The organism is Pseudomonas sp. Soil_N_39, assembly GCF_057655955.1.
Map to the genome: position 1 here is coordinate 39,341 of NZ_JBDGLI010000023.1, position 22,711 is coordinate 62,051.

General features: G+C 58.0%; 26 protein-coding genes and 2 pseudogenes. 24 read left to right on the plus strand and 4 right to left on the minus strand.

Translation table 11 applies throughout. From position 1 onward, the window contains the following. Window positions 1-4: 4 nt before the first annotated feature. The 8 genes from AC3A5O_RS25455 to AC3A5O_RS25490 all read left to right on the plus strand — a co-directional run bounded on the left by AC3A5O_RS25455 (window position 5) and on the right by AC3A5O_RS25490 (window position 6,712). Entirely contained in the window at window positions 5-628 is a 624-nt protein-coding gene (locus tag AC3A5O_RS25455) for an NIPSNAP family protein (RefSeq protein WP_122568272.1), read from the plus strand. A gap of 475 nt (window positions 629-1,103) precedes the next feature. Continuing rightward, a complete protein-coding gene (gene iacA / locus AC3A5O_RS25460; protein ID WP_487753883.1) occupies window positions 1,104-2,276 on the plus strand; it encodes an indole-3-acetate monooxygenase in 1,173 nt (390 codons plus the stop codon). A 16-nt stretch (window positions 2,277-2,292) separates the two neighbouring features. Then, the gene (locus AC3A5O_RS25465) at window positions 2,293-2,655 is read left to right on the plus strand and encodes an IacB protein (RefSeq protein WP_122568274.1); all 363 of its coding nucleotides are present in this window, start codon (window positions 2,293-2,295) and stop codon (window positions 2,653-2,655) included. Window positions 2,656-2,674: 19 nt separating this feature from the next. After that, the gene (locus AC3A5O_RS25470) at window positions 2,675-3,949 is read left to right on the plus strand and encodes an aromatic ring-hydroxylating oxygenase subunit alpha (protein ID WP_122568275.1); all 1,275 of its coding nucleotides are present in this window, start codon (window positions 2,675-2,677) and stop codon (window positions 3,947-3,949) included. Window positions 3,950-3,964: 15 nt separating this feature from the next. Continuing rightward, window positions 3,965-4,441, plus strand: coding sequence for an aromatic-ring-hydroxylating dioxygenase subunit beta (locus tag AC3A5O_RS25475; protein WP_122568276.1), 477 nt, complete (start codon window positions 3,965-3,967; stop codon window positions 4,439-4,441). Between the two features lie 11 nt (window positions 4,442-4,452). Then, entirely contained in the window at window positions 4,453-5,193 is a 741-nt protein-coding gene (locus AC3A5O_RS25480) for an SDR family NAD(P)-dependent oxidoreductase (RefSeq protein WP_122568277.1), read from the plus strand. A gap of 51 nt (window positions 5,194-5,244) precedes the next feature. After that, window positions 5,245-6,204, plus strand: a complete 960-nt coding sequence (locus AC3A5O_RS25485) for a PDR/VanB family oxidoreductase (RefSeq protein WP_487753884.1) — start codon at window positions 5,245-5,247, stop codon at window positions 6,202-6,204. A 10-nt stretch (window positions 6,205-6,214) separates the two neighbouring features. Then, window positions 6,215-6,712, plus strand: coding sequence for a flavin reductase (locus AC3A5O_RS25490; protein ID WP_092169021.1), 498 nt, complete (start codon window positions 6,215-6,217; stop codon window positions 6,710-6,712). 163 nt (window positions 6,713-6,875) lie between these two features. On the opposite strand, the gene AC3A5O_RS25495 is transcribed toward AC3A5O_RS25490, so the two are convergent. Next, window positions 6,876-7,751, minus strand: coding sequence for a LysR family transcriptional regulator (locus AC3A5O_RS25495; RefSeq protein WP_487753885.1), 876 nt, complete (start codon window positions 7,749-7,751; stop codon window positions 6,876-6,878). A gap of 114 nt (window positions 7,752-7,865) precedes the next feature. Between AC3A5O_RS25495 and AC3A5O_RS25500 the strand changes: the two genes are divergently transcribed. From AC3A5O_RS25500 to AC3A5O_RS25555, 12 genes and pseudogenes are all read left to right on the plus strand, one after another. Beyond that, the gene (locus AC3A5O_RS25500) at window positions 7,866-8,993 is read left to right on the plus strand and encodes a muconate cycloisomerase family protein (RefSeq protein WP_122568280.1); all 1,128 of its coding nucleotides are present in this window, start codon (window positions 7,866-7,868) and stop codon (window positions 8,991-8,993) included. Window positions 8,994-9,005: 12 nt separating this feature from the next. After that, on the plus strand, window positions 9,006-9,296 hold the full coding sequence (gene catC / locus AC3A5O_RS25505; protein WP_122568281.1) for a muconolactone Delta-isomerase: 291 nt from the start codon (window positions 9,006-9,008) through the stop codon (window positions 9,294-9,296). Window positions 9,297-9,337: 41 nt separating this feature from the next. Next, window positions 9,338-10,267 (plus strand): catechol 1,2-dioxygenase, encoded by a 930-nt coding sequence (gene catA / locus AC3A5O_RS25510; RefSeq protein WP_487753886.1) that lies wholly within the window; start codon window positions 9,338-9,340, stop codon window positions 10,265-10,267. Between the two features lie 223 nt (window positions 10,268-10,490). Then, complete coding sequence (locus AC3A5O_RS25515; protein WP_122568283.1) at window positions 10,491-10,841, plus strand: ArsR/SmtB family transcription factor; 351 nt, start codon at window positions 10,491-10,493, stop codon at window positions 10,839-10,841. Between the two features lie 37 nt (window positions 10,842-10,878). After that, window positions 10,879-11,949, plus strand: coding sequence for a flavin-containing monooxygenase (locus AC3A5O_RS25520; protein WP_305470560.1), 1,071 nt, complete (start codon window positions 10,879-10,881; stop codon window positions 11,947-11,949). Window positions 11,950-12,278: 329 nt separating this feature from the next. After that, window positions 12,279-12,368 (plus strand): annotated as a pseudogene (locus tag AC3A5O_RS25525) (arsenate reductase ArsC); the annotation flags it as partial. A gap of 8 nt (window positions 12,369-12,376) precedes the next feature. Then, window positions 12,377-12,748: a metalloregulator ArsR/SmtB family transcription factor gene (locus AC3A5O_RS25530; protein ID WP_122568285.1), complete on the plus strand. Its 372-nt coding sequence runs from the start codon at window positions 12,377-12,379 to the stop codon at window positions 12,746-12,748. A 27-nt stretch (window positions 12,749-12,775) separates the two neighbouring features. After that, a complete protein-coding gene (locus tag AC3A5O_RS25535) occupies window positions 12,776-13,246 on the plus strand; it encodes an arsenate reductase ArsC (protein ID WP_305470561.1) in 471 nt (156 codons plus the stop codon). 66 nt (window positions 13,247-13,312) lie between these two features. Beyond that, window positions 13,313-14,029 carry an arsenical resistance protein ArsH gene (arsH, locus tag AC3A5O_RS25540; protein ID WP_305470562.1) on the plus strand — a complete coding sequence of 239 codons (717 nt, stop codon included), beginning with the start codon at window positions 13,313-13,315 and terminating at the stop codon, window positions 14,027-14,029. A 45-nt stretch (window positions 14,030-14,074) separates the two neighbouring features. Then, window positions 14,075-15,079: an ArsJ-associated glyceraldehyde-3-phosphate dehydrogenase gene (locus AC3A5O_RS25545; protein ID WP_122568288.1), complete on the plus strand. Its 1,005-nt coding sequence runs from the start codon at window positions 14,075-14,077 to the stop codon at window positions 15,077-15,079. A gap of 9 nt (window positions 15,080-15,088) precedes the next feature. Continuing rightward, complete coding sequence (gene arsJ, locus AC3A5O_RS25550; RefSeq protein ID WP_487753887.1) at window positions 15,089-16,309, plus strand: organoarsenical effux MFS transporter ArsJ; 1,221 nt, start codon at window positions 15,089-15,091, stop codon at window positions 16,307-16,309. Between the two features lie 104 nt (window positions 16,310-16,413). Next, on the plus strand, window positions 16,414-16,713 hold the full coding sequence (locus tag AC3A5O_RS25555; RefSeq protein ID WP_122568290.1) for a hypothetical protein: 300 nt from the start codon (window positions 16,414-16,416) through the stop codon (window positions 16,711-16,713). Window positions 16,714-16,857: 144 nt separating this feature from the next. On the opposite strand, the gene AC3A5O_RS25560 is transcribed toward AC3A5O_RS25555, so the two are convergent. Then, on the minus strand, window positions 16,858-17,709 hold the full coding sequence (locus AC3A5O_RS25560) for an NmrA family NAD(P)-binding protein (RefSeq protein WP_487753888.1): 852 nt from the start codon (window positions 17,707-17,709) through the stop codon (window positions 16,858-16,860). Between the two features lie 111 nt (window positions 17,710-17,820). Here AC3A5O_RS25560 and AC3A5O_RS25565 point away from each other — a divergent pair, with 111 nt between their 5' ends. Both AC3A5O_RS25565 and AC3A5O_RS25570 read left to right on the plus strand, forming a co-directional pair. Beyond that, window positions 17,821-18,726: a LysR family transcriptional regulator gene (locus tag AC3A5O_RS25565; RefSeq protein ID WP_122568292.1), complete on the plus strand. Its 906-nt coding sequence runs from the start codon at window positions 17,821-17,823 to the stop codon at window positions 18,724-18,726. Between the two features lie 106 nt (window positions 18,727-18,832). Then, window positions 18,833-18,964: pseudogene (locus tag AC3A5O_RS25570) on the plus strand (LysE family translocator); the annotation flags it as partial. 64 nt (window positions 18,965-19,028) lie between these two features. On the opposite strand, the gene AC3A5O_RS25575 reads toward AC3A5O_RS25570, so the two are convergent. Then, entirely contained in the window at window positions 19,029-19,769 is a 741-nt protein-coding gene (locus tag AC3A5O_RS25575) for an NAD-dependent epimerase/dehydratase family protein (protein WP_305470565.1), read from the minus strand. Between the two features lie 198 nt (window positions 19,770-19,967). Here AC3A5O_RS25575 and AC3A5O_RS25580 point away from each other — a divergent pair, with 198 nt between their 5' ends. Then, the gene (locus tag AC3A5O_RS25580) at window positions 19,968-20,744 is read left to right on the plus strand and encodes an EAL domain-containing protein (RefSeq protein WP_122568294.1); all 777 of its coding nucleotides are present in this window, start codon (window positions 19,968-19,970) and stop codon (window positions 20,742-20,744) included. Window positions 20,745-20,878: 134 nt separating this feature from the next. On the opposite strand, the gene AC3A5O_RS25585 is transcribed toward AC3A5O_RS25580, so the two are convergent. Beyond that, window positions 20,879-21,652 (minus strand): SDR family oxidoreductase, encoded by a 774-nt coding sequence (locus AC3A5O_RS25585; protein WP_122568295.1) that lies wholly within the window; start codon window positions 21,650-21,652, stop codon window positions 20,879-20,881. Window positions 21,653-21,769: 117 nt separating this feature from the next. Here AC3A5O_RS25585 and AC3A5O_RS25590 point away from each other — a divergent pair, with 117 nt between their 5' ends. Beyond that, a complete protein-coding gene (locus AC3A5O_RS25590; RefSeq protein ID WP_487753889.1) occupies window positions 21,770-22,693 on the plus strand; it encodes a LysR substrate-binding domain-containing protein in 924 nt (307 codons plus the stop codon). Window positions 22,694-22,711 lie beyond the last annotated feature (18 nt).

The window sequence follows — 22,711 nt, forward strand, 5'->3', positions numbered from 1 at the left end:
CGCCGTGAAACTGTTCGAACTATTGACCTTTACCTTGCGTGTACGAACCGTGCCTGAAGCCTTGCCGCGTCTTGAGCAGAGTTTGCAAGAGGCGGGCGAGGGCGTTCATTTGATGGGCTGTTGGGTGTCGGAAATCGGTTCGCAGAATCGTATCGCGGTCCTGCGTGGGTTCGACGATGCCGAGTCTCGCGAACGCGAGCGCGAGCGGTATCTACTGGCGGCCGATGGCTTCGGGATTGGTGCATTTGTGTTGGGCCAGCAAGTCGATGATTACAGCGCCTTTGCCTTTATCGAACCGTTGCCGCCCGGGGTTCATGGCCCGTTCTACGAGTTGCGTGAATACAACCTCGTACCCAGTGGGCTCGCGCCAACGCTGCAGGGTTGGGGCAAGGCCGTAGCGCGTCGCACCGGGGCGGATTATTCCCCGGTGTATGCCGCGCTCTATGCCACCAGCGGGCAGATTCCTCGCTACCTGCACATCTGGCCCTACAGCTCGCTGGAACAGCGTCTTGATGTGCGCACCCGCGCCGTGGCCGACGGCGCCTGGCCGCCGGAAAACTCCGCGCCGCAGCTCTTGCAGATGCACTCCACGGTCTACCTGCCGGCGCCGTTCTCGCCGTTGCGCTGAAGGCATCTGTGGTTCGCCTGTATATCCAGTGTGGGAGCGGGCTTGCCTGTGATAGCGGAGTGTCAGTCGTCTTTCGATTTTGCGATAAGGATAGCTAAAAAATACAAATATTTTTTTATCATGAGGCTGTTTTCTTACTAGGTGAAAGTAATAGTTATCTATATAAAACAACAAGATAGTCTAGTTTTTGTGTTTTTTTCTTGTCTATTTATACGTGATTTTTGGTGTTTTTAAGTGTGATAAATCAATTGACAATTCACGTAACTTGGCTCAGATTCGCCTCAACGGCACCCACAAAAACAAAGGTAACCACCATGCCGATTCATCCCGCTCGCTCTGCCCGCGCAGTCGTCCTTCAGACCCAAGGCTCGTCAACTGCGTCAGCACCGCTCATTCGATCTGCGCGCTTTTCCATCCGAGCGCGGCACTGACTTTCAGCTCAGCCCCATACCGTTCCTGTCGACGGAGTAAATCTATGCATTCGCTAAAAAAACCAGCGGTAGATGTTGTGAGTTCGCTTGCCAGTGGCCCCACTTTTGAGGTGTTGCTTGACGAGGTGCGTGAGCGTGCCCGTGCTGGTGAGTTCGACCGTCAGCGCTACATCTCGCTGGATGTAATCGAAGCCTTCAAGCAGCACGGCATTTACCGGGCGCTGGTGCCCAAGCGCTTTGGTGGCCTGGAGTGTTCGCCCGCGGAGTTCTGTCAGGTGATCGAGCGCATCTCCCAGGCCGACGGTTCCGCCGGCTGGGTCGCCAGTTTCGGCATGAGCCCGGTCTACCTGGCGGCACTGCCGCTTGAGAGCATCGCCAAGGTGTATGCCGACGGTCCCGACCTGGTGTTCGCCGGCGGCATCTTTCCGCCGCAACCGGCTGAAGTAGTCGATGGCGGTTTTGTGGTCAACGGTCGCTGGAAGTACTCCAGCGGTTCTCTGGGCGCGGACATCGTCGGTGTCGGCATCGCCCCGAAAAACGGCGATACCTTCGGCCTGCCACGTATCGCGGTGATGCCGCGCAGTGAGATCCGCATCGAAGAAACCTGGGACACCGTCGGTTTGCTCGGCACCGGCAGCCATGATCTGGTGGCCGAAAATGTACGGGTCGCCGAAGAGTGGACGTTCGTGCGCGGCGGCCTGCCGAACCTGGACGAGCCGTTCTTCCGCTACCCATCGCTGTCATTCGCCACTCAGGTGCTTTCGGTGGTCGGCCTGGGCGTAGCTCGCGCGGCACTCGACGCCCTGGCCGATATGGCCAGCGGACGTGTCTCGGTCACCGGGGCACCGGCGATTGCCGATCGCCCCTTGGCCCAGGTCGACATCGCCCGGGCGGAAGCCGGACTGCGGGCCGCGCGGGCATTTTTCTACGAGTCCATCGATCGCGCCTGGGACTACGTACTGGCCGGCGATGCGGTGCCCGCGGCCGCGATCAACCTGCTTCGCCTCTCATCGACCCATGCCACCCGAGTAGCCGCGGATGTGGCGCGGACCGCGCAGATGCTCTCAGGCATGAGCGGCGTGTACAACGACAGCCCACTGGCGCGCTGCGTCAACGATGCACAGGTGGTGACCCAGCACGCATTCATGGGCGATATCACCTACCAGAACGCCGGAGCCATGTTCTTCGGCAAACAGCCTCTGCCTGGCTATCTCTAACCGTCGAGAAAGAAAAATGAGCGATAAAAAGATGTTGCGCGTGCTGTTCTGCATGGGCATCAACCAGAATTTTTTCGATGCCCCGCGCGATGAACAATTGCAGGTGTGGGCGGCGTTCAGCGCTATGTGGAACGGCATTCACGACCTCGCCGGGGTCAAGGTGCTGGGCAACATGGATGACGACCAGAGCATGGTCGGGCCGTCCGATGGCTTTCCGTGGACCACCTATCTGCTGGCCGACGTGCCGGACATCGAGACCGTGCATGCCGCGTGCAATCTGTTTCGCAGCACGCCGGTGGGCGACGGTCCTTACAAGCTCTGGCGCTACACCAAGGTTGAAGCCCGGGTTGGGCGCGAGCTGATCATTCAGCGTACTTGATGCCGACGAGGACACTCCCATGACCAAGCTGATTCCCGCTGTAAACCTCGCCGTCGATCCCGCCGACCTGGTGCAGGCCGACCGCGTCCACACGTCGATGTACACCGACGCGCAACTGTTCGACGCCGAGCTGGAGAAAATTTTCTACAGCACCTGGATCTGGGTGGCCCACGCCAGCGAGATCCCCGATAACGGCAGCTACAAGACCACCTACATCGGCAAGCAGCCGGTGATTGTGGTGCGTGATCGCAAGAAAGACGTGCACGTGCTGCTCAACCGTTGCCGCCATCGTGGCGCCACTGTGTGCGAACACAAGAAAGGCAAGACCAACAGTTTTGTTTGCCCATACCACGGCTGGGGCTACGCGTTGGACGGCTCGCTGCGCGGCATTCCGCACCCGGAAAGCTATGGCGACTGCATCGACAAGGCCGAGCTGCCGCTGGTCAGCCTGCGTACTGAAAGCTACGCCGGCATGATCTTCGCCACCTTCAAGGACGACATCGAGCCGTTGGAGGATTACCTCGGCGCGGCGAAGAAGTGGATGGACCTGTTCATGAAGCAGGGCGCCGGCTATGGCATCAAGGTTCCGGGGGAACATCGTTTCCGCTTCCCCGGTAACTGGAAGATCCAGCTGGAAAACACCACCGACGCCTACCACTTCCCGTTGGTGCACAAGAGTTTCCTGTCGTCGGTGGATGAGCAGACCATGGAGCTCTTCGACTTCGTCAAGGGGCCTGGCTACGTCGAGGACCTGGGCAACGGCCACAGCGTGATGGTGATGATTCCTGACCTGATCGATCTCGAAGCCGACCTGGACAAGCCGATCCCCGAGCGCTTCCAGGAGTTGGCGGCCGAATTGCGCGACGAAGGCATCGAGGAGCAACAGGTGCGCCGCATTGTGCGCGCGGTAGGCGGTACCGGCTTCAACCTCAATCTGTTTCCCAATGTAGCGTGCTCGATGGCGTTCTTCCGGGTGCTGCAACCGATCTCGGTGACCGAGACCGAAATCCACCATTCGGTGATCACCATGGACGGCGGTCCGGCCGTGGCCAACCGTTATCGCCTGCGCTTGCATGAGCACTTCCAGGGGCCGATGGGCTTCGGCACCCCGGATGATTCCGAGGCCTGGGAGCGTGTGCAGAAGGGTGCCAGCGCCGGTGAAGACCTGTGGATCATGCTCAACCGGGGCTTGCCCGGCGAGCAGGCGAGTGAAGACGGGCTGGTATCCGATGTGAGTGCCGAAACCGGCATGCGCGCCGGCTACCAGCAGTGGAAGAAGATGATGTCGGCCTGACCCGTGGAGAACCTTATGAACCTGCAATTGCTGCAAGAAGTGACCGCTTTCATCTGGCAGGAAGGCGACATGCTCGACCACGGTGAATACGACAGCTGGTTGAAGATGTGGACCGAAAAAGGCACCTACATCATTCCCATCGACCCCAGGGAAACCGACTTTGAGAACACCCTCAATTACGCCTACGACGACCATCATATGCGTGAGCTGCGGGTACAGCGTTTGATCGGTGGTGAGTCGATCTCCACCAGCCCGCAACCGCGCACGGTGCGCATGCAGTCGCGCTTCCGGGTGCTGAGCGATGACGGTCATTACGTCACCGTGCGCTGTGCGCAGAACGTGCGTGAGTTCCGCAAGGAAAGCCTGAAGTTCTACAGCGCCGACTTGACCTACGACCTGATCCGTTGTGAGCGCGGTTTCAAGATCCACCGCAAAGTGGTCAGCCTGATCAACAGTGACGATGCCCTCGCCGGTATCGGCTACATCCTTTAAGGAGCGCCGACATGAGCCAGATCGCATTGGTAACGGGGGCAGGGCAGGGCCTGGGGCAGCATTTCTGTGCCGGCCTGCTGCGGGCCGGGTATCGGGTGGTGGTCACCGACATCAAGCTTGAGGCCGCCCAGGCCTGCGCCACTCAGCTGGACCCCGGTGGTGAGCACACCCTCGCGCTGCAACTGGACGCAGGCTGCAAGGCTGATTTCGAAAACGGTCTGGCCCAGGTGCTGGAGCGCTTCGGCGCGCTGCACGTGGTGGTCAATAACGCCGCGGTGACCAAGACCACGCCGCTGATGCAGATCAGCCCCGAGGAGTTCGACGCCGTGGTGGGCCTGAACCTGCGCAGCGTGTTCTTGGGCTGCCAGGTGCTGGGCGCGTACATGGCCGAAACCGGCTACGGGCGCATCATCAACATGGCGTCCCTGGCCGGGCAGAACGGCGGCACCGCAACCGGCGCGCATTACGCCGCGAGCAAGGGCGGCATCGTGACGCTGACCAAAATCTTCGCCAAGGAATTTGCCGCACACGGGGTGACGGTGAACGCCATCGCCCCAGGGCCGATCGATTCGACGGCGGTGCGCGCGGCGATACCGCCGGAGCGTCTGGCGGGGCTGCTGGCGAATATTCCGGTGCAGCGCCTGGGCGATGCGGATTTTCTGGCTGACTTGATTGTGCAACTGGCGCGGCCCGAGGCCTATTTCACCACCGGGGCGACCTGGGACGTGAATGGCGGCCTGTTCATGCGCTGACTATTACCGAGCCGCCACGGCGGCCTTTGCGAATTCCATGGAATAACGGCCATGATTGAAGAACTGTTGGACGTAGTCGTGCGCAAGCGCGAGCTGCAAGGGGACGGCGTGGTCGTCCTCGACCTGATCCGTCGTGACGGTGCGCCGCTGCCGGTATTCGATGCCGGCGCGCACGTCGATCTCCACATCGGCCCGGGGCTGGTGCGACAGTACTCGCTGTGCGGCAACCCGGCCGACCCGCGTATGTACCGCCTCGGCGTACTCAAGGACCCGGCCTCGCGCGGCGGTTCGGTGGGTGTGCATGAGTACCTGCTCGAAGGTCGCCAGTTGCAGATCAGTGCACCGCGAAATCTGTTCCCACTGGCCGCCGATGCGTGCCGTTCGCTGCTGCTGGGCGGCGGCATCGGCATCACGCCGATGATCGCCATGGCCTACAGCCTGCACGCGGCAGGCAAGGCCTTCGAACTGCATTACTGCGGGCGTGAACGAGGTCGCAGTGCGTTTCTCGCTGAGCTGGCCGGCGCGCCGTTTGCGGCGAATGTGTTCACCCACTTCGACAACGAAGGCGTCGAACAGCGGCTCGATCTGGACAAGGTGCTGGGCCAGGGCGAGGCGGGCGTGCATCTGTATACCTGCGGTCCCGCCGGTTTCATGGACTGGGTGATCCAGGGGGCACGTGATCGCGGCTACACCGAGGCGCATATCCACAAGGAGTATTTCCAGGTGGAGGTGGACAGCTCAGGCGGCAGCTTTGAAGTGGTCGCCGCGCGCAGTGGCAAGACCGTGCAGGTGGCCGAAGGGCAGAGCATTCTCGCCGCGCTGGCACAGGTGGGGATCAAGATCGAGATTTCCTGCGAGCAGGGTGTGTGCGGGACCTGCCTGTGCGATGTGCTCGAAGGCGAACCGGACCATCGCGATGTGTACCTCACTGACGATGAGAAGGCCGGCAACGACCAGATCCTGGTGTGTTGCTCGCGCGCAAAATCCAAAAAACTCGTGTTGGATATCTGAGGAGTCGACCATGGTAGACGTAAGCAATTTTCGCAATGCAATGGCCATGCTCGGCGGCGCCGTGTCGGTCATCACCACCGATGGTGTGGCGGGCCGGTTCGGTTTCACCGCCTCAGCGGTATGCAGCGTGACCGATTCGCCGCCCACGTTGTTGGTGTGCATGAACCGTTCTTCCCATTCCAACGAGCATTTCAAGCGTAACGGCGCGGTGTGCGTGAACACGCTGTGCGGTGATCATCAGCAACTCTCCGGCGCTTTCGCCGACCGCACGCTGACGATGGATGAACGCTTCGCCGTCACAGAGTGGACCACCCTGGAAAGTGGCGCGCCGGTGATGCTTGATGCGCTGGTGAATTTCGACTGCCGCATCGTGCAGGTCCACGAGGTGGGCTCCCACAGTATTTTTTACTGCGAGATCCAGACCATTCGCCAGAGCGGCGCGGACGAGGGCCTGGTGTACTTCAACCGGGCCTACCATCGTCTGGGCGAAGCATCGAAGGCTTGCTGAGTCTCACTACGTGTGCTGCCCGGACGGGCGGCTGCTTCTTCGGTGCGTCGGCGGCCAGTTCGCTCAGCGTGCTGGCGGACGGATTCCCCATCGGCCCGTTTTGAGTTGTGTGACAGGGCCGGTGTGGAATCGTCTGGCGCAACTGTACGTCGGCTACAAGAGTTCAGATCAATTCCTCCACCAACTGCAAACAATGACTGAGCCCCGGCGACTTATCATTTACCCTTCGGCTGAGAATAATCGGCGAGGTCGCAGTGGCTTCCACAACTGGCGTATAGCCGATGTCCGCGCGATGCAGCAGTTGCACGGAGGCCGGCACCAGCGTCACGCCCATTCCAGCGCCGACCAGGCCGATGGCGGTCTGCAACTCGTTGGTCCACTGCGCCACCTTGAGGCTCAAACCGTGAGTGTCGAACAACGCGATCACATGGTCGGCATAACTGGGGCGTGGGTTGCCGGGGTACAGCACAAACGGCTCGGCGGCGAGTTGGCCGAGGGTGGCGGGCGCAGCGAGCAACGGGTGACCGGCGGGCAATACCGCCACCAGCCGATCCTCCACCAGTACGCGCTGGACGATCGCCGGGTCGTCGATGCGAATGCGCCCGAAGCCCACATCGATGCGCCCGGCCTTCAACGCTTGGACCTGCTGCAAGGTGGTCATCTCCGACAGGCCCAATTCCAGCTCGAGCGCCTCATGGGTGCGCAGCCGTCGGATCAGTTCCGGCAGCACGCCATACAAGGTCGATGGGGCGAAGCCGATGCCCAGCCAGGTTTTTTCGCCCTGGCCGATGCGCCGCGTGCTGTCACAGACCTTGTTCAACTGTTCGAGCAACACATTGGCGTGTTCATAGAAATACCGCCCGGCTTCGGTCAGGCGCAGCGGCCGGCCACGTTCCAGCAGGATCACCCCCAGTTCCTCTTCCAATTGCTGGATCTGCCGGCTCAACGGGGGCTGGGCGATGTGCAGGCGTTCGGCGGCGCGGGTGAAGTTGAGGGTTTCGCCCAGCACCTGGAAATAACGCAGATGACGCAGTTCCATGATGGCTCCATTCATACCTACAGGGTATTAATCAAGACTAATTCTATATTGGAAGCCTGGAAAGAGGCGGCGCAGAATCGGTTAAAACCTATAAAGAACCCAACGGGTATTACCATGCCGATTTGCGCCATCGAGTCGATCGAGACGATTATCGTCGACCTCCCCACCATTCGCCCGCACAAGCTGGCGATGCACACGATGCAAAACCAGACCCTGGTGATCATCCGCGTGCGTTGCGCCGACGGCATCGAGGGCATCGGTGAGTCCACCACCATCGGCGGCCTGAGCTACGGCAACGAGAGCCCCGACAGTATCAAGATCAACATCGACCGCCACTTCGCGCCGCTGTTGATCGGCCAGGACGCCAGCAATATCAACGCGGCCATGTTGCGCTTGGAGCGCAGCGTTCGCGGCAATACCTTTGCCAAGTCCGGTATCGAAAGCGCCTTGCTCGATGCGCAGGGCAAGCGCCTGGGCCTGCCGGTCAGCGAACTGCTCGGCGGCCGTGTGCGTGACGCCTTGCCGGTGGCCTGGACCTTGGCCAGCGGCAACACAGAGCAAGATATCGCCGAGGCCGAGAAGATGCTCGACCTGCGCCGGCACCGAATTTTCAAATTGAAGATCGGTGCCGGTGATGTTGGGCGCGACCTGGCCCATGTGATCGCGATCAAAAAGGCGTTGGGTGAGCGCGCCAGTGTGCGCGTTGACGTCAATCAGGCCTGGGATGAGGCCGTGGCGCTGCGAGCGTGCAAGGTGCTGGGCGACAACGGTATCGACCTGATCGAGCAACCGATCTCGCGCAACAACCGTGGCGGTATGGCGCGGCTGAACCTGTCGAGTCCGGCGCCGATCATGGCGGATGAATCCATCGAATGTGTCGAGGACGCTTTCAACCTGGCGCGCGAAGGTGCGGCTTCGGTGTTTGCCCTCAAGATTGCCAAGAACGGCGGCCCGCGAGCGGTATTGCGCACGGCGGCGATCGCCGAAGCAGCCGGCATCGCTTTGTACGGCGGCACCATGCTTGAAGGTGGTATCGGCACCCTGGCCTCCGCCCATGCGTTCCTCACCCTGAACAAGCTGGCCTGGGACACCGAACTGTTCGGCCCGCTGTTGCTCACCGAAGACATTCTCAGCGAGCCGTTGGTGTATCGCGATTTTCAGCTGCATGTCTCTACCGCTCCGGGCCTGGGCCTGGCCATCGATGAAGAGCGCCTGGCGTTCTTTCGTCGTGACAAACACTAAGAGGCGCCTGCCATGTTGTTTCACGTAAAAATGACCGTGAACCTGCCCGTCGACATGAACCCCGAACGTGCCGCCAGCCTCAAGGCCGAAGAAAAAGCCTTGGCGCAACGGCTGCAGCAAGAGGGCAAATGGCGTCACCTGTGGCGCATTGCCGGGCACTATGCCAACTACAGCGTGTTCGATGTCGATAGCGTTCAGGATCTGCATGACTTGCTAATGCAGCTGCCGCTTTTTCCCTACATGGCCATCGAAGTGAACGCCCTGTGTCGGCATCCGTCGTCGATCCATGAAGACGACAGCTAAGCCTGCTTTCTACCTAATAACGACAAGATGAGGAGTACACCATGCCCGTTCGAATTTCCCAGACTGCCCACGCCCAGCATTTTCTCGAAGAAGTCAGCGGCAATCTCAACGACGGCGGTAACCCGCGCACCAAGGCCTTGATCTACCGGATCCTGCGCGACACCGTGAACATTATCGAAGACCTGGACGTAACCCCGATGGAGTTCTGGAAGGCAGTCAACTACCTGAACGAGCTGGGCAAGAACCAGGAGGCTGGCTTGCTCGTCGCCGGCCTGGGCCTTGAGCATTACCTGGATATGCTGATGGACGCCGCCGACGAAGAAGCGGGCAAGACCGGCGGCACGCCGCGCACCATCGAAGGTCCGTTGTACGTGGCCGGTGCGCCGTTGTCCAAGCACGAAGCACGCCTGGATGATGGCTTGGATCCTGCGGTACCGCTGTTCATGCGCGGCCAGGTACGCGACACCGATGGTAAACCCGTGGCGGGGGCGATCGTCGATGTGTGGCAGGCCAATACCGCCGGTACCTATTCCTGGTTCGATACAACGCAATCGGAGTTCAACCTGCGTCGGCGCATCGAGACCGATGCCCAGGGCAACTACCGCTTTCGCAGCATTGTACCGTCGGGATATGGCTGCCCACCGACCGGGCCGACCCAGCAGTTGCTCGACCAATTGGGGCGCCATGGGCAACGGCCGGCGCATATTCACTTCTTCATTTCGGCACCGGGTTATCGGCACCTGACCACGCAAATCAATCTATCGGACGACCCGTATCTGCACGATGACTTTGCCTATGCGACGCGCGATGAGTTGATTGCAGAGATCCGCTTCAGTGACGATCAGCAACTGGCGCGGGAGTTTGGCGTGGAGGGGCGGTTTGCGCAGATTGATTTTGACTTTGAACTGCAGGTGGCCGCTGCGCCGGCAGAGCAGCAACGCATGCAGCGCGTTCGCGCACTCCAGGATTGAACGCGATAAACAAATGTGTGCACGGGCTTGCTCGCAATCGCGATCAAGCCCGCTTGATTTGTGTTGTGCTCAGGCTTGGACCGAGTTCAGCATTCCCTGCAGCTCGGCAGCAATCGAGCGCCTTGGGCCTGGCCAGGGGGGCCTTGGCCGGCCTGGTGGAGGGCGTACCGACGGGAGACCAACAAGTTGACGTGTGCATGAGTCTGCACATATAGTCCACCGCATGACAAACCCAACCTCCGCACGTACCCGTGCAATTGATGCTGCTATCGACTCGCTCGATGGATCCTTTTTCAAAGCTCTGTGCGAGCCGTCGCGGGTAGCTGTGCTCAAGCGAGTCATGCAACTGGGGCGAGCGGATATCGCCGAGATTGCAGAAGGGCTGCCTCAAGAACGTTCAGTGGTGTCCCGACATCTACAAGTGCTATTAGAGGCGGGCATCGTCCGTGCCACCAAGGTCAGTCGGCAAATGTTCTACGAGGTGGATGGACCGGCAGTGGTGACACGGCTCGAAGCCATTCTCCAGCACATGAAAAGTCTGACTCCATTTTGCTGCCCTGGTGCACCAAAGTAGTTTTTATTTATCTGTATATATGTATGGATGTGCATATATGAACATAATTAACGAGTCCATGGATGTCATCGTTATTGGTGCGGGCCAGGCTGGGCTCGCGTGCGGTTGGCATCTGCGGCAGCAGAATCTCAGGTTTCTTATTCTGGATGCCGAGAGCCAGCCAGGTGGAAACTGGCGCAATTATTACGACAGCTTGAGACTTTTTTCCCCTGCTGCTTACTCATCGTTACCTGGAATGCCTTTTCCGGCGCAAGCCAAGCATTACCCGTTACGCGATGAAGTCGTACGTTATCTGGAGCAGTACGCGAACGCTTTCCAGCTACCCATTCGCCAGAACACGCGCGTCCAGAACGTGCGTAGAGACGATGGGCTGTTTTTGCTTCAGGCATCTGATGGCCAGTGTTTGCGCTCAAAAGCATTGATCGTTTGCACGGGCGGATTCAATCAGCCGTTCACCCCTGACATTCCAGGGCTGGAGAGTTTTCGCGGGCAACGTTTACACAGTGCGGATTACCGAAATGCCGAGGGCTTCAGTGATCAACGCGTCGTGGTCATCGGTGCGGCCAACTCTGCCGTACAAATTGCCCATGAGTTGGCTCAAGTCAGTCGCGTTGTATTGGCGACACGGGAATCGATTCGGTTTTTTCCGCAAAAGGTCCTCGGTATGGATTTTCATGCTTGGCTCAAGTGGACAGGACTTGAGAAGACTCGTTGGCTGAATGATCAAAGTACCCCTGTGCTGGATGACGGCACCTATCGTCGAGCCATGAAGCATGGGCTTTTTGAGCGTAAACCGATGTTCACGGAGGTAACGTCAACGGGGGTGATCTGGGCTGATGGGCAGCACACCGAAGTGGACAGTCTGGTTTTCGCGACCGGATTTCGTCCGACCCTTGGTTTTTTGGCGGGTCTGCACGTGGCGGGCAATGAACGCTTGAGACAACGTAACGGGCAGGCGGAGCACGTGCCGGGTTTGTATTTTGTGGGATTACCGAAGCAGCGTAACTTCGCCTCGGCCACCCTTAGAGGTGTCGGACCCGATGCTTCTCACATCATTCCTGGCTTGATGCGCTTTATCGACAATGCATCGGCCCCGGTGTTCGCTTGATGCCGGTTATCGATTTTCAAGCTCCAGGTTGGTTGGATCGGAGCCGAGGCTACCCTCAAGTGTATGACATACTTATTACAAAATTCATATATTCGACTATCCAGATGCGCATGGGGCTTTCTGCTGATAAATATTCTGTTAGCCCCGTAAGTACTGGGCTTAAGAGTGGCGTTATTGGCAGGAGTCGATTTTTACAGCGTTTTCTTTGTCGCAGGGCTTTACCATGTATGCATAAAAACATATATTCGGAAAACCATATGTGAGCTGAGATCTTCACGATGACCAGCAAAACCCGAGTTCTGTTCGTTTGTACCGTCAACGCTGACCGCACGCAGTCCAAGCCCGACGCATTTCGCCACACGCCTCATGAAATTCATGAGCGCATCAAGATGTTCGTCTTGGTGAGAACCAAACGCTGAGAATCGACATGGCTGACCATCTGACACCCACCACTGTTTTTAAATGCCTGGCTGATGAAACCCGTGTCCGCACCATGCTGCTCATCACTCGAGAAGGGGAGCTTTGTGTTTGCGAACTGACCTGCGCGTTGAACGAGAGTCAGCCAAAAATCTCCAGGCACCTGGCGCAGTTGCGCACATGCGGTCTGCTTTCGGATCGTCGGCAAGGCCAATGGGTTTATTACCGGCTGCACCCCAATCTCCCCGATTGGGTTCATCAAGTGCTGACCACTACGTTCGAAAGCAACAAGCATTGGTTAAGCCCTGATGCCAAACGCCTTGATGCAATGGGTGACCGTCCTGAACGTGCAGCCGTGTGCTGTGAAAACAAGGTCGCTTGATTCCGTCCTCGACTACGAGACCGCTCGATGAAAATCCTTTTTCTCTGCACTGCCAACAGCTGCCGCAGCATCCTTTGTGAAGCGGTCTTCAATCACTTGGCAGCTGACGGCATGAAAGCCTACAGCGCAGGCAGTCAACCCAAAGGCGAAGTGCATCCGCTGAGTCTCAAAACCTTGGAAAAGGCCGGTATCTCGACGCTCGGGCTGTTCAGCAAGCCCAGTGATGCCCATATGAGCTTGGCACCTGATTTCGTCATCACGGTGTGCGACAAGGCCGCCGGGGAGGCATGTCCTGTATTTTTCGGGCCGGCCACCAAGGCCCATTGGGGGTTGGCTGATCCTTCGCAATACCACGGAACTCAAGAAGAGATAGAGGCGGCGTTTGAAGTCACCCTGGAACAAATCAGAACCCGCATCCAAGCCTTCCTGGCTCTACCGCTTTCTCAACTGAGTTCCGAGCAGCTCAAGGCAGAGCTGGCTCTCATTGGCACGCTGTAACCACAGGAGCAATGAAACGCCGCTGGTTCGAAGACTCCAAGAGCGCCATTGCGCAGGACAATGACTATGTACGATAACCACATCCCCCAACTCAATACTGAACTGATCGATCTACCGTCGACAGACAAGCTCGGCATCGAAAAAATCTCCATCCACAAGCCACGCATTTTGCTGCTGTACGGGTCCACTCGTGAGCGCTCCTTCAGTCGTCTGTTGGTGGAGGAGGCCGCTCGACTGCTGGAGCACTTCGGCGCCGAGACGCGGATTTTCAATCCGTCAGGTTTGCCACTGCCAGATGACGCACCCGACGACCATCCTCGCGTGAAGGAGCTGCGTGACTGGGTGCTGTGGTCCGAGGGACAGGTCTGGTGCTCTCCAGAGCGTCACGGAAACATCAGCGCTGTGTTCAAGGCGCAGATCGACTGGGTGCCACTGGCCATGGGCGCGGTTCGACCCACTCAGGGCAAGACCCTTGCGGTGATGCAAGTGTGCGGCGGCTCGCAGTCGTTCAACGTGGTCAATCAGTTGCGAGTGCTGGGACGTTGGATGCGTATGTTCACCATCCCCAACCAATCGTCCGTGCCGAAGGCCTATATGGAATTCGACGATAACGGGCGGATGAAACCTTCGGCGTTCTACGACCGTGTCGTGGATGTGATGGAAGAGTTGGTGAAATTCACGCTATTGCTTCGCGACCGTCAGGACTATCTGGTGGATCGTTATTCCGAGCGCAAGGAGTCGGCAGAAGAACTGATGAAGCGTGTTAACCAGCGGTCGATTTGACACCCAATCGAACGCCCACTGACAACAGAGACAGAGCACAACAACATGACTATTAAAATTGGCATCAATGGTTTTGGTCGGATCGGTCGCCTTGCTCTGCGGGCAGCCTGGAATTGGCCTGAGTTCGAATTCGTGCAGATCAACGACCCGGCGGGCGACGCGTTGACCCATGCGCACTTGATCAACTTCGACTCGGTGCATGGCCGTTGGAACAACGAAGCCAGCGCTGACGGCGACAACGTCGTCATCGACGGTAAACGGATCAAAGTAACGGCCAACAAGGCGATTGCCGAGACAGATTGGTCGGGCTGCGATCTGGTGATCGAGGCCAGCGGCAAGATGAAAACCGTGGCGGTGTTGCAGGCCTACCTGGATCAGGGCGTCAGGCGTGTAGTGGTCTGCGCTCCGGTGAAAGAGCCGGGCGCGTTGAACGTTGTCATGGGCGTCAACCAGCACCTGTTCGATCCTGCGCAGCACCGTATCGTTACCGCGGCTTCGTGCACCACCAACTGTTTGGCCCCCGTTGTGAAAGTCATCCACGAAAAGCTGGGCATTCGTCACGGCTCGATCACCACCATCCATGACCTGACCAACACCCAGAGCATCCTCGATCAGCCGCACAAGGATCTACGTCGTGCACGTGCTTCGGGCATGAGCCTGATTCCGACCAGCACGGGCTCGGCCACCGCCATCGCCGAAATCTTCCCGGAGCTGCGTGGACGCCTGAATGGTCACGCCGTGCGCGTGCCGCTGGCCAACGCTTCGCTGACCGACTGTGTCTTCGAAGTCGAGCGGGCCACTACTGTCGAAGAAGTGAATCAGTTCCTCAAGGACGCTTCCGAGAACGAGCTGAAAGATATCCTCGGTTTTGAGGAGCGTCCGTTGGTGTCCATCGATTACCGTACCGACCCGCGCTCATCGATCATCGATGCGCTGTCGACCATGGTCATCAATGGCACCCAGGTCAAACTCTATGCCTGGTACGACAACGAATGGGGTTATGCCAACCGCGCCGTCGAATTGGCCAGGCTGGTCGGTCTGGCAGTCTGAGGAGCGGTCATGAAAGCCTTGTCAGCCCTCGCACCGGAAGTTCGGCAGTACCTGCTCGTGACGGGCAACTACTGGGCTTTCACCCTCACCGACGGCGCCCTGCGCATGTTGGTGGTGCTGCACTTTCACGCCTTGGGCTACAGCCCACTGCAAATCGCCGCGTTGTTTCTGTTCTACGAAATCTTTGGGGTGATCACCAACCTGGTGGGTGGTTATCTCGGCGCTCGACTGGGTCTTAACCGGACCATGAACATCGGGCTGGGCATCCAGGTCGCAGCGCTGCTGATGCTCACGGTTCCGCTTGCCTGGCTGACCATCCCCTGGGTAATGGGCGCCCAGGCGCTCTCTGGGATTGCCAAAGACCTGAACAAAATGAGCGCCAAAAGCTCGATCAAGCTGCTGGTGCCCAATGGGCAGCAAGGCACGCTCTATCAATGGGTGGCTGTCCTCACCGGCTCGAAGAACGCACTCAAGGGCGTCGGCTTCTTTCTGGGTGGAGCCTTGCTGGCCCTGATCGGCTTCAAAGGCGCCTTGCTGGCCATGGCGGGCGTCCTGGCGCTGATCTGGATCAGCAGCGTGATTTTGTTGAAGAAGGACCTGGGCAAGGCAAAAGCCAAACCCAAGTTTCGCGATATCTTGTCCAAAAGCCGGGCAGTCAACATCCTTTCGGCGGCGCGAATGTTCCTGTTCGGCGCCCGGGATGTCTGGTTCGTGGTGGCCTTGCCGGTATACCTGAGCAGCGTGTTCGGCTGGGATTTCTGGAAGGTGGGCGGCTTCCTGGCGGCCTGGGTGATTGGCTACGGTATTGTGCAGTCCTTCGCACCCAACATCACCGGTAAGAAAAGGGGGCCTGTGCCGGATGGTCGTGCAGCTTTTGTGTGGGCACTTGCCCTGGCGGGCCTACCAGCCTTGATTGCGCTTGGGCTCGATAGCGGGTGGTCACCGCAGACGGTACTGCTAGGCGGCCTCATGATCTTTGGCGCGTTGTTCGCAGTGAATTCGTCCCTGCACAGCTACCTGATCGTGTCCTATGCCAACGAAGACGGCGTATCCCTGGACGTGGGTTTCTACTACATGTCCAACGCCATGGGACGACTGATCGGCACCGTGCTCTCCGGCTGGGTTTATCAGCTGTACGGTCTGGAGGCATGCTTGTGGATCTCGAGCGTGTTCGTATTGCTGGCCGCCCTGATTTCCATCGCATTACCAAGGCATGCCCAGGCGATTTGAAGGCGTTCTGATGGGGCAGCGGCAAGGAAAAACGTTGGCGGCCTGGGAACGCCCGCTGTGCCTGTAAGTCTACCTGTATCTAGTCATTGTTAAGGTACAGCGCAATGGATAAGACAATCACCGTGGATCAATTGGCTACCACTGACCTTAGATCAATCAACGAGATATGGCTCGGCGGGACTCATACCCAGCTATGCCTATGGCGTGGCGAACAAGTCTTCACCCACGAAATGCTCAGCGAGGGCACCCACGATCAGAATGTCCGACGCCTGTGCTTGCAGTTGGTCGACCCTGACGATCAGGCCGCAGTGGCCAGCGTTGAGCTGATCGCGCGCGAACGGCTGAAAAAGATGGGAAAGGAGGGCGAGTTTTATCCGGCTGAAGAGGCAGACACTCATCAATAGTCGCTCTGCGGCTCTGATAGGAGTCATATATTGGACTCTGGATTAAATTGCCGCCCGTTACGCAAGCGGCAAGGCCAGCTCCTGGCTCATGTTTTCCAGGATGGCATTGGGCACGAGGCAACATCGCGTCGCACCCAAAAGCTATCAGCGGGACAGAAGCGCCGCCAGAACCTCTTTCAATTCAACACGTCCCTTGCGTGGGATGCCTTCAAAGCGAATCCAGCCTTCATTGAAACCATGGAGCATCTGAATGCGCGGATGAGGGTTTTTCATGCCTTGAGAGCGGAACAGCGCTTCCCAGGTATCGCTGGGTACCGCTTCCATTTTCACCGACTTGTCCAGCAGCTCTGACAACGTCGCCGCGATGTCATTGGGCGTAACCTGTTGCTCGGATTCCAGCTCCACGATTCGCTTGCCGTGCCAGCTTTCCTGCAGCAATTCAGCGCTTACTTTGCCGACGTCAGCCGTCGCGATCATAGGAACTGGCTTATCCAATGGCTGAAGGAAGCTTGGGATCACGCCATTGCTCTTGGCGGGCTCAATGTCCCAAAGACTGTTTTCCATGAACCAGGCTGGACGCAAAAACGTGATCGGCAGGTCCAGCGTGCCAAAACTCTGTTCTAGGATTTGAAGCTGGTTCAGCAAGTTAGGCTGATGTGCTTGAGCGCCAATCGTGGAGATGCACACCACTTTCTCAGGTTTCGCTGTTTCCAGCGCGGCGCGCAGGTTCTCGATGATGTAGCGTGCTTCTGGAAAGCCTTCGGAAGGATCGAAGTTGGGAGGCAGCAGAATGAATACGCCGGTGCTGTCACTGAACGCGGCAGCCAGCGGATTCACATCATTAGCGTCTGCAACCGCAACCTCGCACCCTTTGGCAGCCCATGCTTTGCCTTTTTCAGCGTCACGTACCACGACTCTGACGCGCTTATTGGCAGCCAGCAGATTGCGAGCCACTTCTGCACCTACCTGACCTGTAACACCCATTACCGTATACATATGAGTTCTTCTTTAAGAGCGACCCGTTGTCGCTATGGGCGAATTATTGCGTTGCTTGCGAGTTTTCTTCGATATCATGAGTGTCATTGATTCAATGACGGAGAATCATTAATGAGTTTCGACGGGCGTTTGGTCAACGGTATGGGTGTGCTCTCTGCCGTAGTTGATAGCGGGAGTTTCGTTAAAGCTGCCAATGCGCTGGACATGACCCAGTCCGGGGTCAGTAGGGCTGTCGCTCGTCTCGAAACGAGGTTGGGGATCCGTTTGTTTGACCGAACCACTCGATCGGTAAAGCTCACAGATGAAGGGCGTCGACTGTATGAAGAAATAGCGCCACTACTCGCCGCATTGGAGGAAGCAGCAACGATGGCATCTGGCAGTGCAACCGCAGTGCGGGGACGGCTTCGCGTTAATGTTGACCCGTATTTTTCCAGACTGATCTTGGCCCCGGCCCTCGGAAGCTTCATGGCGGCCTACCCCGCTATTGAGCTGGATCTCGTGACTCGAGAACAGATGGGGGACCTGGTGGCCGACGGAGTTGATCTTGCTGTGCGCTTTGGCGAGCAACCTTCTTCCTCGCTAATTGGCAGACAGTTGCTGCAAACACGCGTGCTCACTGTTGCTTCTCCGGCTTATCTGAAAAAACACGGTCGTCCACTGCATCCCTCAGAGCTTGAGAGCTCGGAGCATGTGTGTGTCGATTTTCGAGATCCTCAGACGGGCAAACCGTTCATTTGGGAATTCCATCGAGGCCACGAGCGTGTGAGCGTCAAAACGCACGGAAGGCTAATGGTCAATGACGTAGGCACGATGCACCGAATCTGCGAGGAAGGGCAGGCTGTGGCCCAGGTATTGGAGTTAGGTGTAGAGGCCGCGTTGCGTGAGGGACGGCTCATTGAGCTCTTTGCGGATTGGCCCGATGAATATTTTCCTCTCTACGCGTTGTACCCCTCACGGCATTTGCCGCCAGCCAAGGTGCGGGCATTTCTTGAGTTTGTAGCAGCTCTTAGTCGATGAGAAAGCCTTCAAAATACTCAACATAGTCTTCGATCCGGCTTTTCACCCGGTCATCTCCCCCAGCGCCGGTTGAATTACTACGACGTAAATTATGCTCGGCTTTGCTGTCGTGCTTTCACTGGTGACCAGCGCTGCGCACCAGGTCAGGCCTTGGTTAGCCCGAACCGGGCGGCGATTCAATAAAGTCTGCGGTGGTTTTTTTGTACTTTTCGGGTTGGCTCTGCCTGTCCATACCTGAAAGCACGCCTTTGCTCATCAGAATGAGTTCTGACTACAAATGGGCCGCAGCAAACGAGTGCCAATCAATCAGGGAGAGCATGTCCCTCTAAAATCTCAAACCCGTCGTCAGTGGGTGCGTAACCAACAACTTCTCGGGTCTTATCGATGGAAAGGCGCTTGTATCTATTGTCTGATACGCCATGAATCACATGGAACCCGCTCAGCTCTGCATCCACGCAACTTCTAAGTAGCGCTACGACATCCCTCATGCTGATAAACGCAGCTACATCCCTGTGGCTGTGGGTCTCTCCCTGCTGAAACTGGGCTACGTTTGCAATGCGCACTGCAAGGGTTGTCATTTGACCATCGTTCGCATACATCGATGCGAGAGCCTCCCCAAATGCTTTGCTAACCCCATAAAGATTTCCTGGCCTGGGCAACATATGTTCATGTACTTGGACGTCCTTCGGGTAACCCTCAATGGCTTGGGCACTGCTCGCAAATATGAACCGCCTGCAACCTTGTGCCTTCGCGGCGAACAACATGTTGTAGGTGCCAACGATATTTACAGGCAGGAGAGAACTCATGAAGTTAGCGTCTGGACTCGGGTCGGCAGCTAGATGAATCACGGTATCGATGCCTTCGCAGGCCTCAAGGCAGCTTGACTGATCCCTGACATCGAGAGAGAAACTTTGTGCGGATTTCGGAAATGTCTGCACATCTATATCAGCAAGACGCAAATCCAATCTATCGGCTTGCGCTGTCCAAAAAGCGGTGCCAATCCGACCCGCCGCACCTGTGACTAAAATTTTTCGTGCGCTCATGTGTATGTGTCCTTACCGTTAAGCTGCATTGAGCATTTGAGATCAGCAGTGCCCGATACATGTCGCACCGATCAAGGTGAACGGTGGGGGACCGGCCGATAACGCTTCAAAAACTTCGGCCTGTGCCGACTCAGGTGGTGTCGGCTACAGTTCCTTGTAACCGCAGGAATGTATCACGACCGCCACGGAATATTGCTCATGACGAAACGCCCTCCGTTCCAATCGCTCGGCTGCGCCGAATGCCGCAACCATGATGCGCTGGGGTTTGAATTCACCATGGCCTTCCAGCCTATTTTCAACGTTCGGACACACGCTGCGTTTGCTTATGAGGCGTTGGTCAGAGGTATCAATGGCGAGTCGGCGGGCTACATCCTGGGGCTCGTGAACGACAGCAACCGCTACCGATTCGACCAGGCCTGCCGGGTGAAAGCCATCGAGGAAGCCGCAAGGCTGGGCCTGCTGGATATTCCCGATTGCTTGCTGAGCATTAATTTCCTGCCCAACGCCGTATACCGGCCAGAGACGTGCATCCGGGCCACCCTGGAAGCGGCGCGCTTGACCCATTTCCCGCCAGAAAGGCTCATGTTCGAAGTGACCGAAGGCGAGAAGGTGGTCGACCCTGAACACCTCAAATCGATTTTCGTGGAGTACGAGCGCCAGGGTTTCGTTACCGCCGTCGACGACTTTGGCGCGGGCTATTCGGGTCTTAACCTGCTGGCCATGTTCCAACCCCAGGTACTGAAGATTGACATGGCACTGACCCGAGGCATCGATCGAGACACGGTCAAACAAGCGATCGTCGAAGGCATCATCCTGGTCGCCAGGCGCTTGGGTATCCTGGTCATCGCCGAAGGTGTCGAGACCCGTGAAGAAAGCTCGACGCTTCTAGGCATGGGGATCGAGCTGATGCAGGGGTATTTGTATGCAAGGCCCGAGGTTGGTCATCTCCCAGCTGGGTGTTTTGACTTGGGTTGATGTGTCCAAGCCTTTCAATCATGTTTCCTGATGGGTGGATTGATTAGATGGACGCCCCAGTAAATGAAAATGTAAACGACGATGGTGTTATCGGGGCTTTTGGGGCGGACAGCCGAAACGCCCCACACCTCTCATCAAACCGTTGGAATAGTGCCGCCATCAATGACAAATTCGCTGCCCGTGATGGATGCTGCGCGAGGCGAAGCCAGGAAGGCAATGAGGTTCGCCACTTCTGCAGGTTTCGAAGGGCGGCCGAGTGGAATACCGCCTAACGCGTTCATGATCATCTGCTTGCCGCCTTCGTAGTCGGTGCCTGCTTCTTTCGCCAGGCGCTCGGCGAAGGCAACCGACGCCTCGGTTTCAACCCAGCCCGGCGATACCCGGACAACACGCACGCCTTTTGGCGAGACCTCCTTCGACAGGCTTTTGCTGTAGGTCGAAAGCGCGGCCTTGGCAGCCGCGTAAGCGGTCGTTGCTTCAGGCAGCGGCAGCCGGTTCTGAATGGACGTCACGTGGATGATGACGCCCTCGTTGCGTTCGAGCATGTTCGGCAACAAGGCACGGTCGATGCGCACGGCTGGAAACAGGTTCAGATCGAGCTCGCGTTGCCAGTGCTCCTCGTCCAGTGCAGCAAAGCCGCCACCCGGTGCCGATGAGCCACCCAGTACGTGGATGATGATGTCGACGTCGCCCAATATTCGCTTGGTCGCGGCCACCAAGGTCTCACAACCTTCCCGAGTCGACAGGTCAGCCGGAATGCATAAGTCTGGCGGCATTTCGATGTTTGCCTGGCGAGCCGAGGTCAGCACTTTTGCGCCTTCGTCGAGCAGCAGCTCAACCACCGCTTTGCCGACACCCTTGGTGCCGCCGGTAACCAGAATGCGCTTGCCTTTCAAATCAAGATTCATGGCGTAATTTCCATCTCTGACGGTGAGTTGATGACACCCAATGATCTTGCCGTCCACGGGATAGTTTGCTCAACTGGCATAAATGTAATGACTAATCCCGATAATCAGGACAATAAAATGCCGGATCTTCGTGTAGGGCTTAACGAGTTGGAGGCGGTCACGGCCGTGGCGCGCCGGGCCTCGTTTCGACAAGCCGCTATCGACTTGAGTGTTTCGACGACTGCGTTGAGCAATACCATCGCCAAGGTGGAGTCGAACCTTGAAACGCGGCTGTTCAACCGCACCACACGCAGCGTGTCGCTCACCGAGGCCGGCAGGCTGTACATGGAGCAAGTCGGGCCGGCGCTACAGGATGTTCGCGCGGCGCTCGAGGCGGTGCGCTCGCACAATGTCGGACCTTCGGGAGTCTTGCGCATCAATGCCTTTGCCAGTGCCGCGCGTACGACCCTGATGCCGCTGATTCTGGAGTTTTCGCGGCGTTACCCTAAGGTGCACATCGATCTGGTTACCGAAGGGCGCCTGGTGGATATCGTCGCTGACGGCTTCGACCTCGGTGTGCGGTCTGCCAATCTGGTACCCAGCGACATGATTGTCGTCCCGCTGGGCCGACCGCAACGTTATGCCATCGTGGGCTCGCCAGCGTACTTCGAGGTGCACGGCCAACCTCGGACGCCAGCCGATCTACTCACTCATCACTGCTTGCGGATCCGCCTGCCCAACGGTGCCATTTTTCCTTGGCATCTGGAACGCGACGGGGAGGTCATCAGGCTGGATGTTAACGGGCAATTCACGCTGGACGAGCCTGGCCTTGCCAAGGCGGTAGTTGGGGCCGCCGTGGCCCTCGGTTTTTTCATGGAACAGGACGTTCAAGCCGAAATCGACAACGGAGAGTTTGAGCGGGTGCTGGAGGATTGGACACCCGCTCGAGACAACTTGTGTTTGTATTACCCGAACCGGCGTAACCCTTCGGCGGCGCTCAAGGCGTTTACCGACTTGGCCCGTGCCAACATTCAACCCTTGGCAGCAGGAAACAGCCCTTAGCAGCTTGTTCGCACGAAC

Bases quoted from the DNA above. Each gene is read 5' to 3' on its own strand.
- AC3A5O_RS25545 (WP_122568288.1), top strand. From the start codon at position 14,075: ATGACTATTAAAATTGGCATCAATGGTTTTGGTCGGATCGGTCGCCTT.
- catC (WP_122568281.1), top strand. From the start codon at position 9,006: ATGTTGTTTCACGTAAAAATGACCGTGAACCTGCCCGTCGACATGAAC.
- AC3A5O_RS25475 (WP_122568276.1), top strand. From the start codon at position 3,965: ATGAACCTGCAATTGCTGCAAGAAGTGACCGCTTTCATCTGGCAGGAA.
- AC3A5O_RS25520 (WP_305470560.1), top strand. From the start codon at position 10,879: ATGAACATAATTAACGAGTCCATGGATGTCATCGTTATTGGTGCGGGC.
- AC3A5O_RS25575 (WP_305470565.1), bottom strand. From the start codon at position 19,769: ATGAGCGCACGAAAAATTTTAGTCACAGGTGCGGCGGGTCGGATTGGC.
- AC3A5O_RS25585 (WP_122568295.1), bottom strand. From the start codon at position 21,652: ATGAATCTTGATTTGAAAGGCAAGCGCATTCTGGTTACCGGCGGCACC.
- AC3A5O_RS25530 (WP_122568285.1), top strand. From the start codon at position 12,377: ATGGCTGACCATCTGACACCCACCACTGTTTTTAAATGCCTGGCTGAT.
- AC3A5O_RS25560 (WP_487753888.1), bottom strand. From the start codon at position 17,709: ATGTATACGGTAATGGGTGTTACAGGTCAGGTAGGTGCAGAAGTGGCT.
- iacA (WP_487753883.1), top strand. From the start codon at position 1,104: ATGCATTCGCTAAAAAAACCAGCGGTAGATGTTGTGAGTTCGCTTGCC.
- AC3A5O_RS25495 (WP_487753885.1), bottom strand. From the start codon at position 7,751: ATGGAACTGCGTCATCTGCGTTATTTCCAGGTGCTGGGCGAAACCCTC.
- AC3A5O_RS25555 (WP_122568290.1), top strand. From the start codon at position 16,414: ATGGATAAGACAATCACCGTGGATCAATTGGCTACCACTGACCTTAGA.
- AC3A5O_RS25565 (WP_122568292.1), top strand. From the start codon at position 17,821: ATGAGTTTCGACGGGCGTTTGGTCAACGGTATGGGTGTGCTCTCTGCC.
- AC3A5O_RS25500 (WP_122568280.1), top strand. From the start codon at position 7,866: ATGCCGATTTGCGCCATCGAGTCGATCGAGACGATTATCGTCGACCTC.
- AC3A5O_RS25590 (WP_487753889.1), top strand. From the start codon at position 21,770: ATGCCGGATCTTCGTGTAGGGCTTAACGAGTTGGAGGCGGTCACGGCC.
- AC3A5O_RS25535 (WP_305470561.1), top strand. From the start codon at position 12,776: ATGAAAATCCTTTTTCTCTGCACTGCCAACAGCTGCCGCAGCATCCTT.
- AC3A5O_RS25490 (WP_092169021.1), top strand. From the start codon at position 6,215: ATGGTAGACGTAAGCAATTTTCGCAATGCAATGGCCATGCTCGGCGGC.
- catA (WP_487753886.1), top strand. From the start codon at position 9,338: ATGCCCGTTCGAATTTCCCAGACTGCCCACGCCCAGCATTTTCTCGAA.
- AC3A5O_RS25465 (WP_122568274.1), top strand. From the start codon at position 2,293: ATGAGCGATAAAAAGATGTTGCGCGTGCTGTTCTGCATGGGCATCAAC.
- AC3A5O_RS25480 (WP_122568277.1), top strand. From the start codon at position 4,453: ATGAGCCAGATCGCATTGGTAACGGGGGCAGGGCAGGGCCTGGGGCAG.
- AC3A5O_RS25470 (WP_122568275.1), top strand. From the start codon at position 2,675: ATGACCAAGCTGATTCCCGCTGTAAACCTCGCCGTCGATCCCGCCGAC.
- AC3A5O_RS25515 (WP_122568283.1), top strand. From the start codon at position 10,491: ATGACAAACCCAACCTCCGCACGTACCCGTGCAATTGATGCTGCTATC.
- AC3A5O_RS25580 (WP_122568294.1), top strand. From the start codon at position 19,968: ATGACGAAACGCCCTCCGTTCCAATCGCTCGGCTGCGCCGAATGCCGC.
- arsH (WP_305470562.1), top strand. From the start codon at position 13,313: ATGTACGATAACCACATCCCCCAACTCAATACTGAACTGATCGATCTA.
- AC3A5O_RS25485 (WP_487753884.1), top strand. From the start codon at position 5,245: ATGATTGAAGAACTGTTGGACGTAGTCGTGCGCAAGCGCGAGCTGCAA.
- arsJ (WP_487753887.1), top strand. From the start codon at position 15,089: ATGAAAGCCTTGTCAGCCCTCGCACCGGAAGTTCGGCAGTACCTGCTC.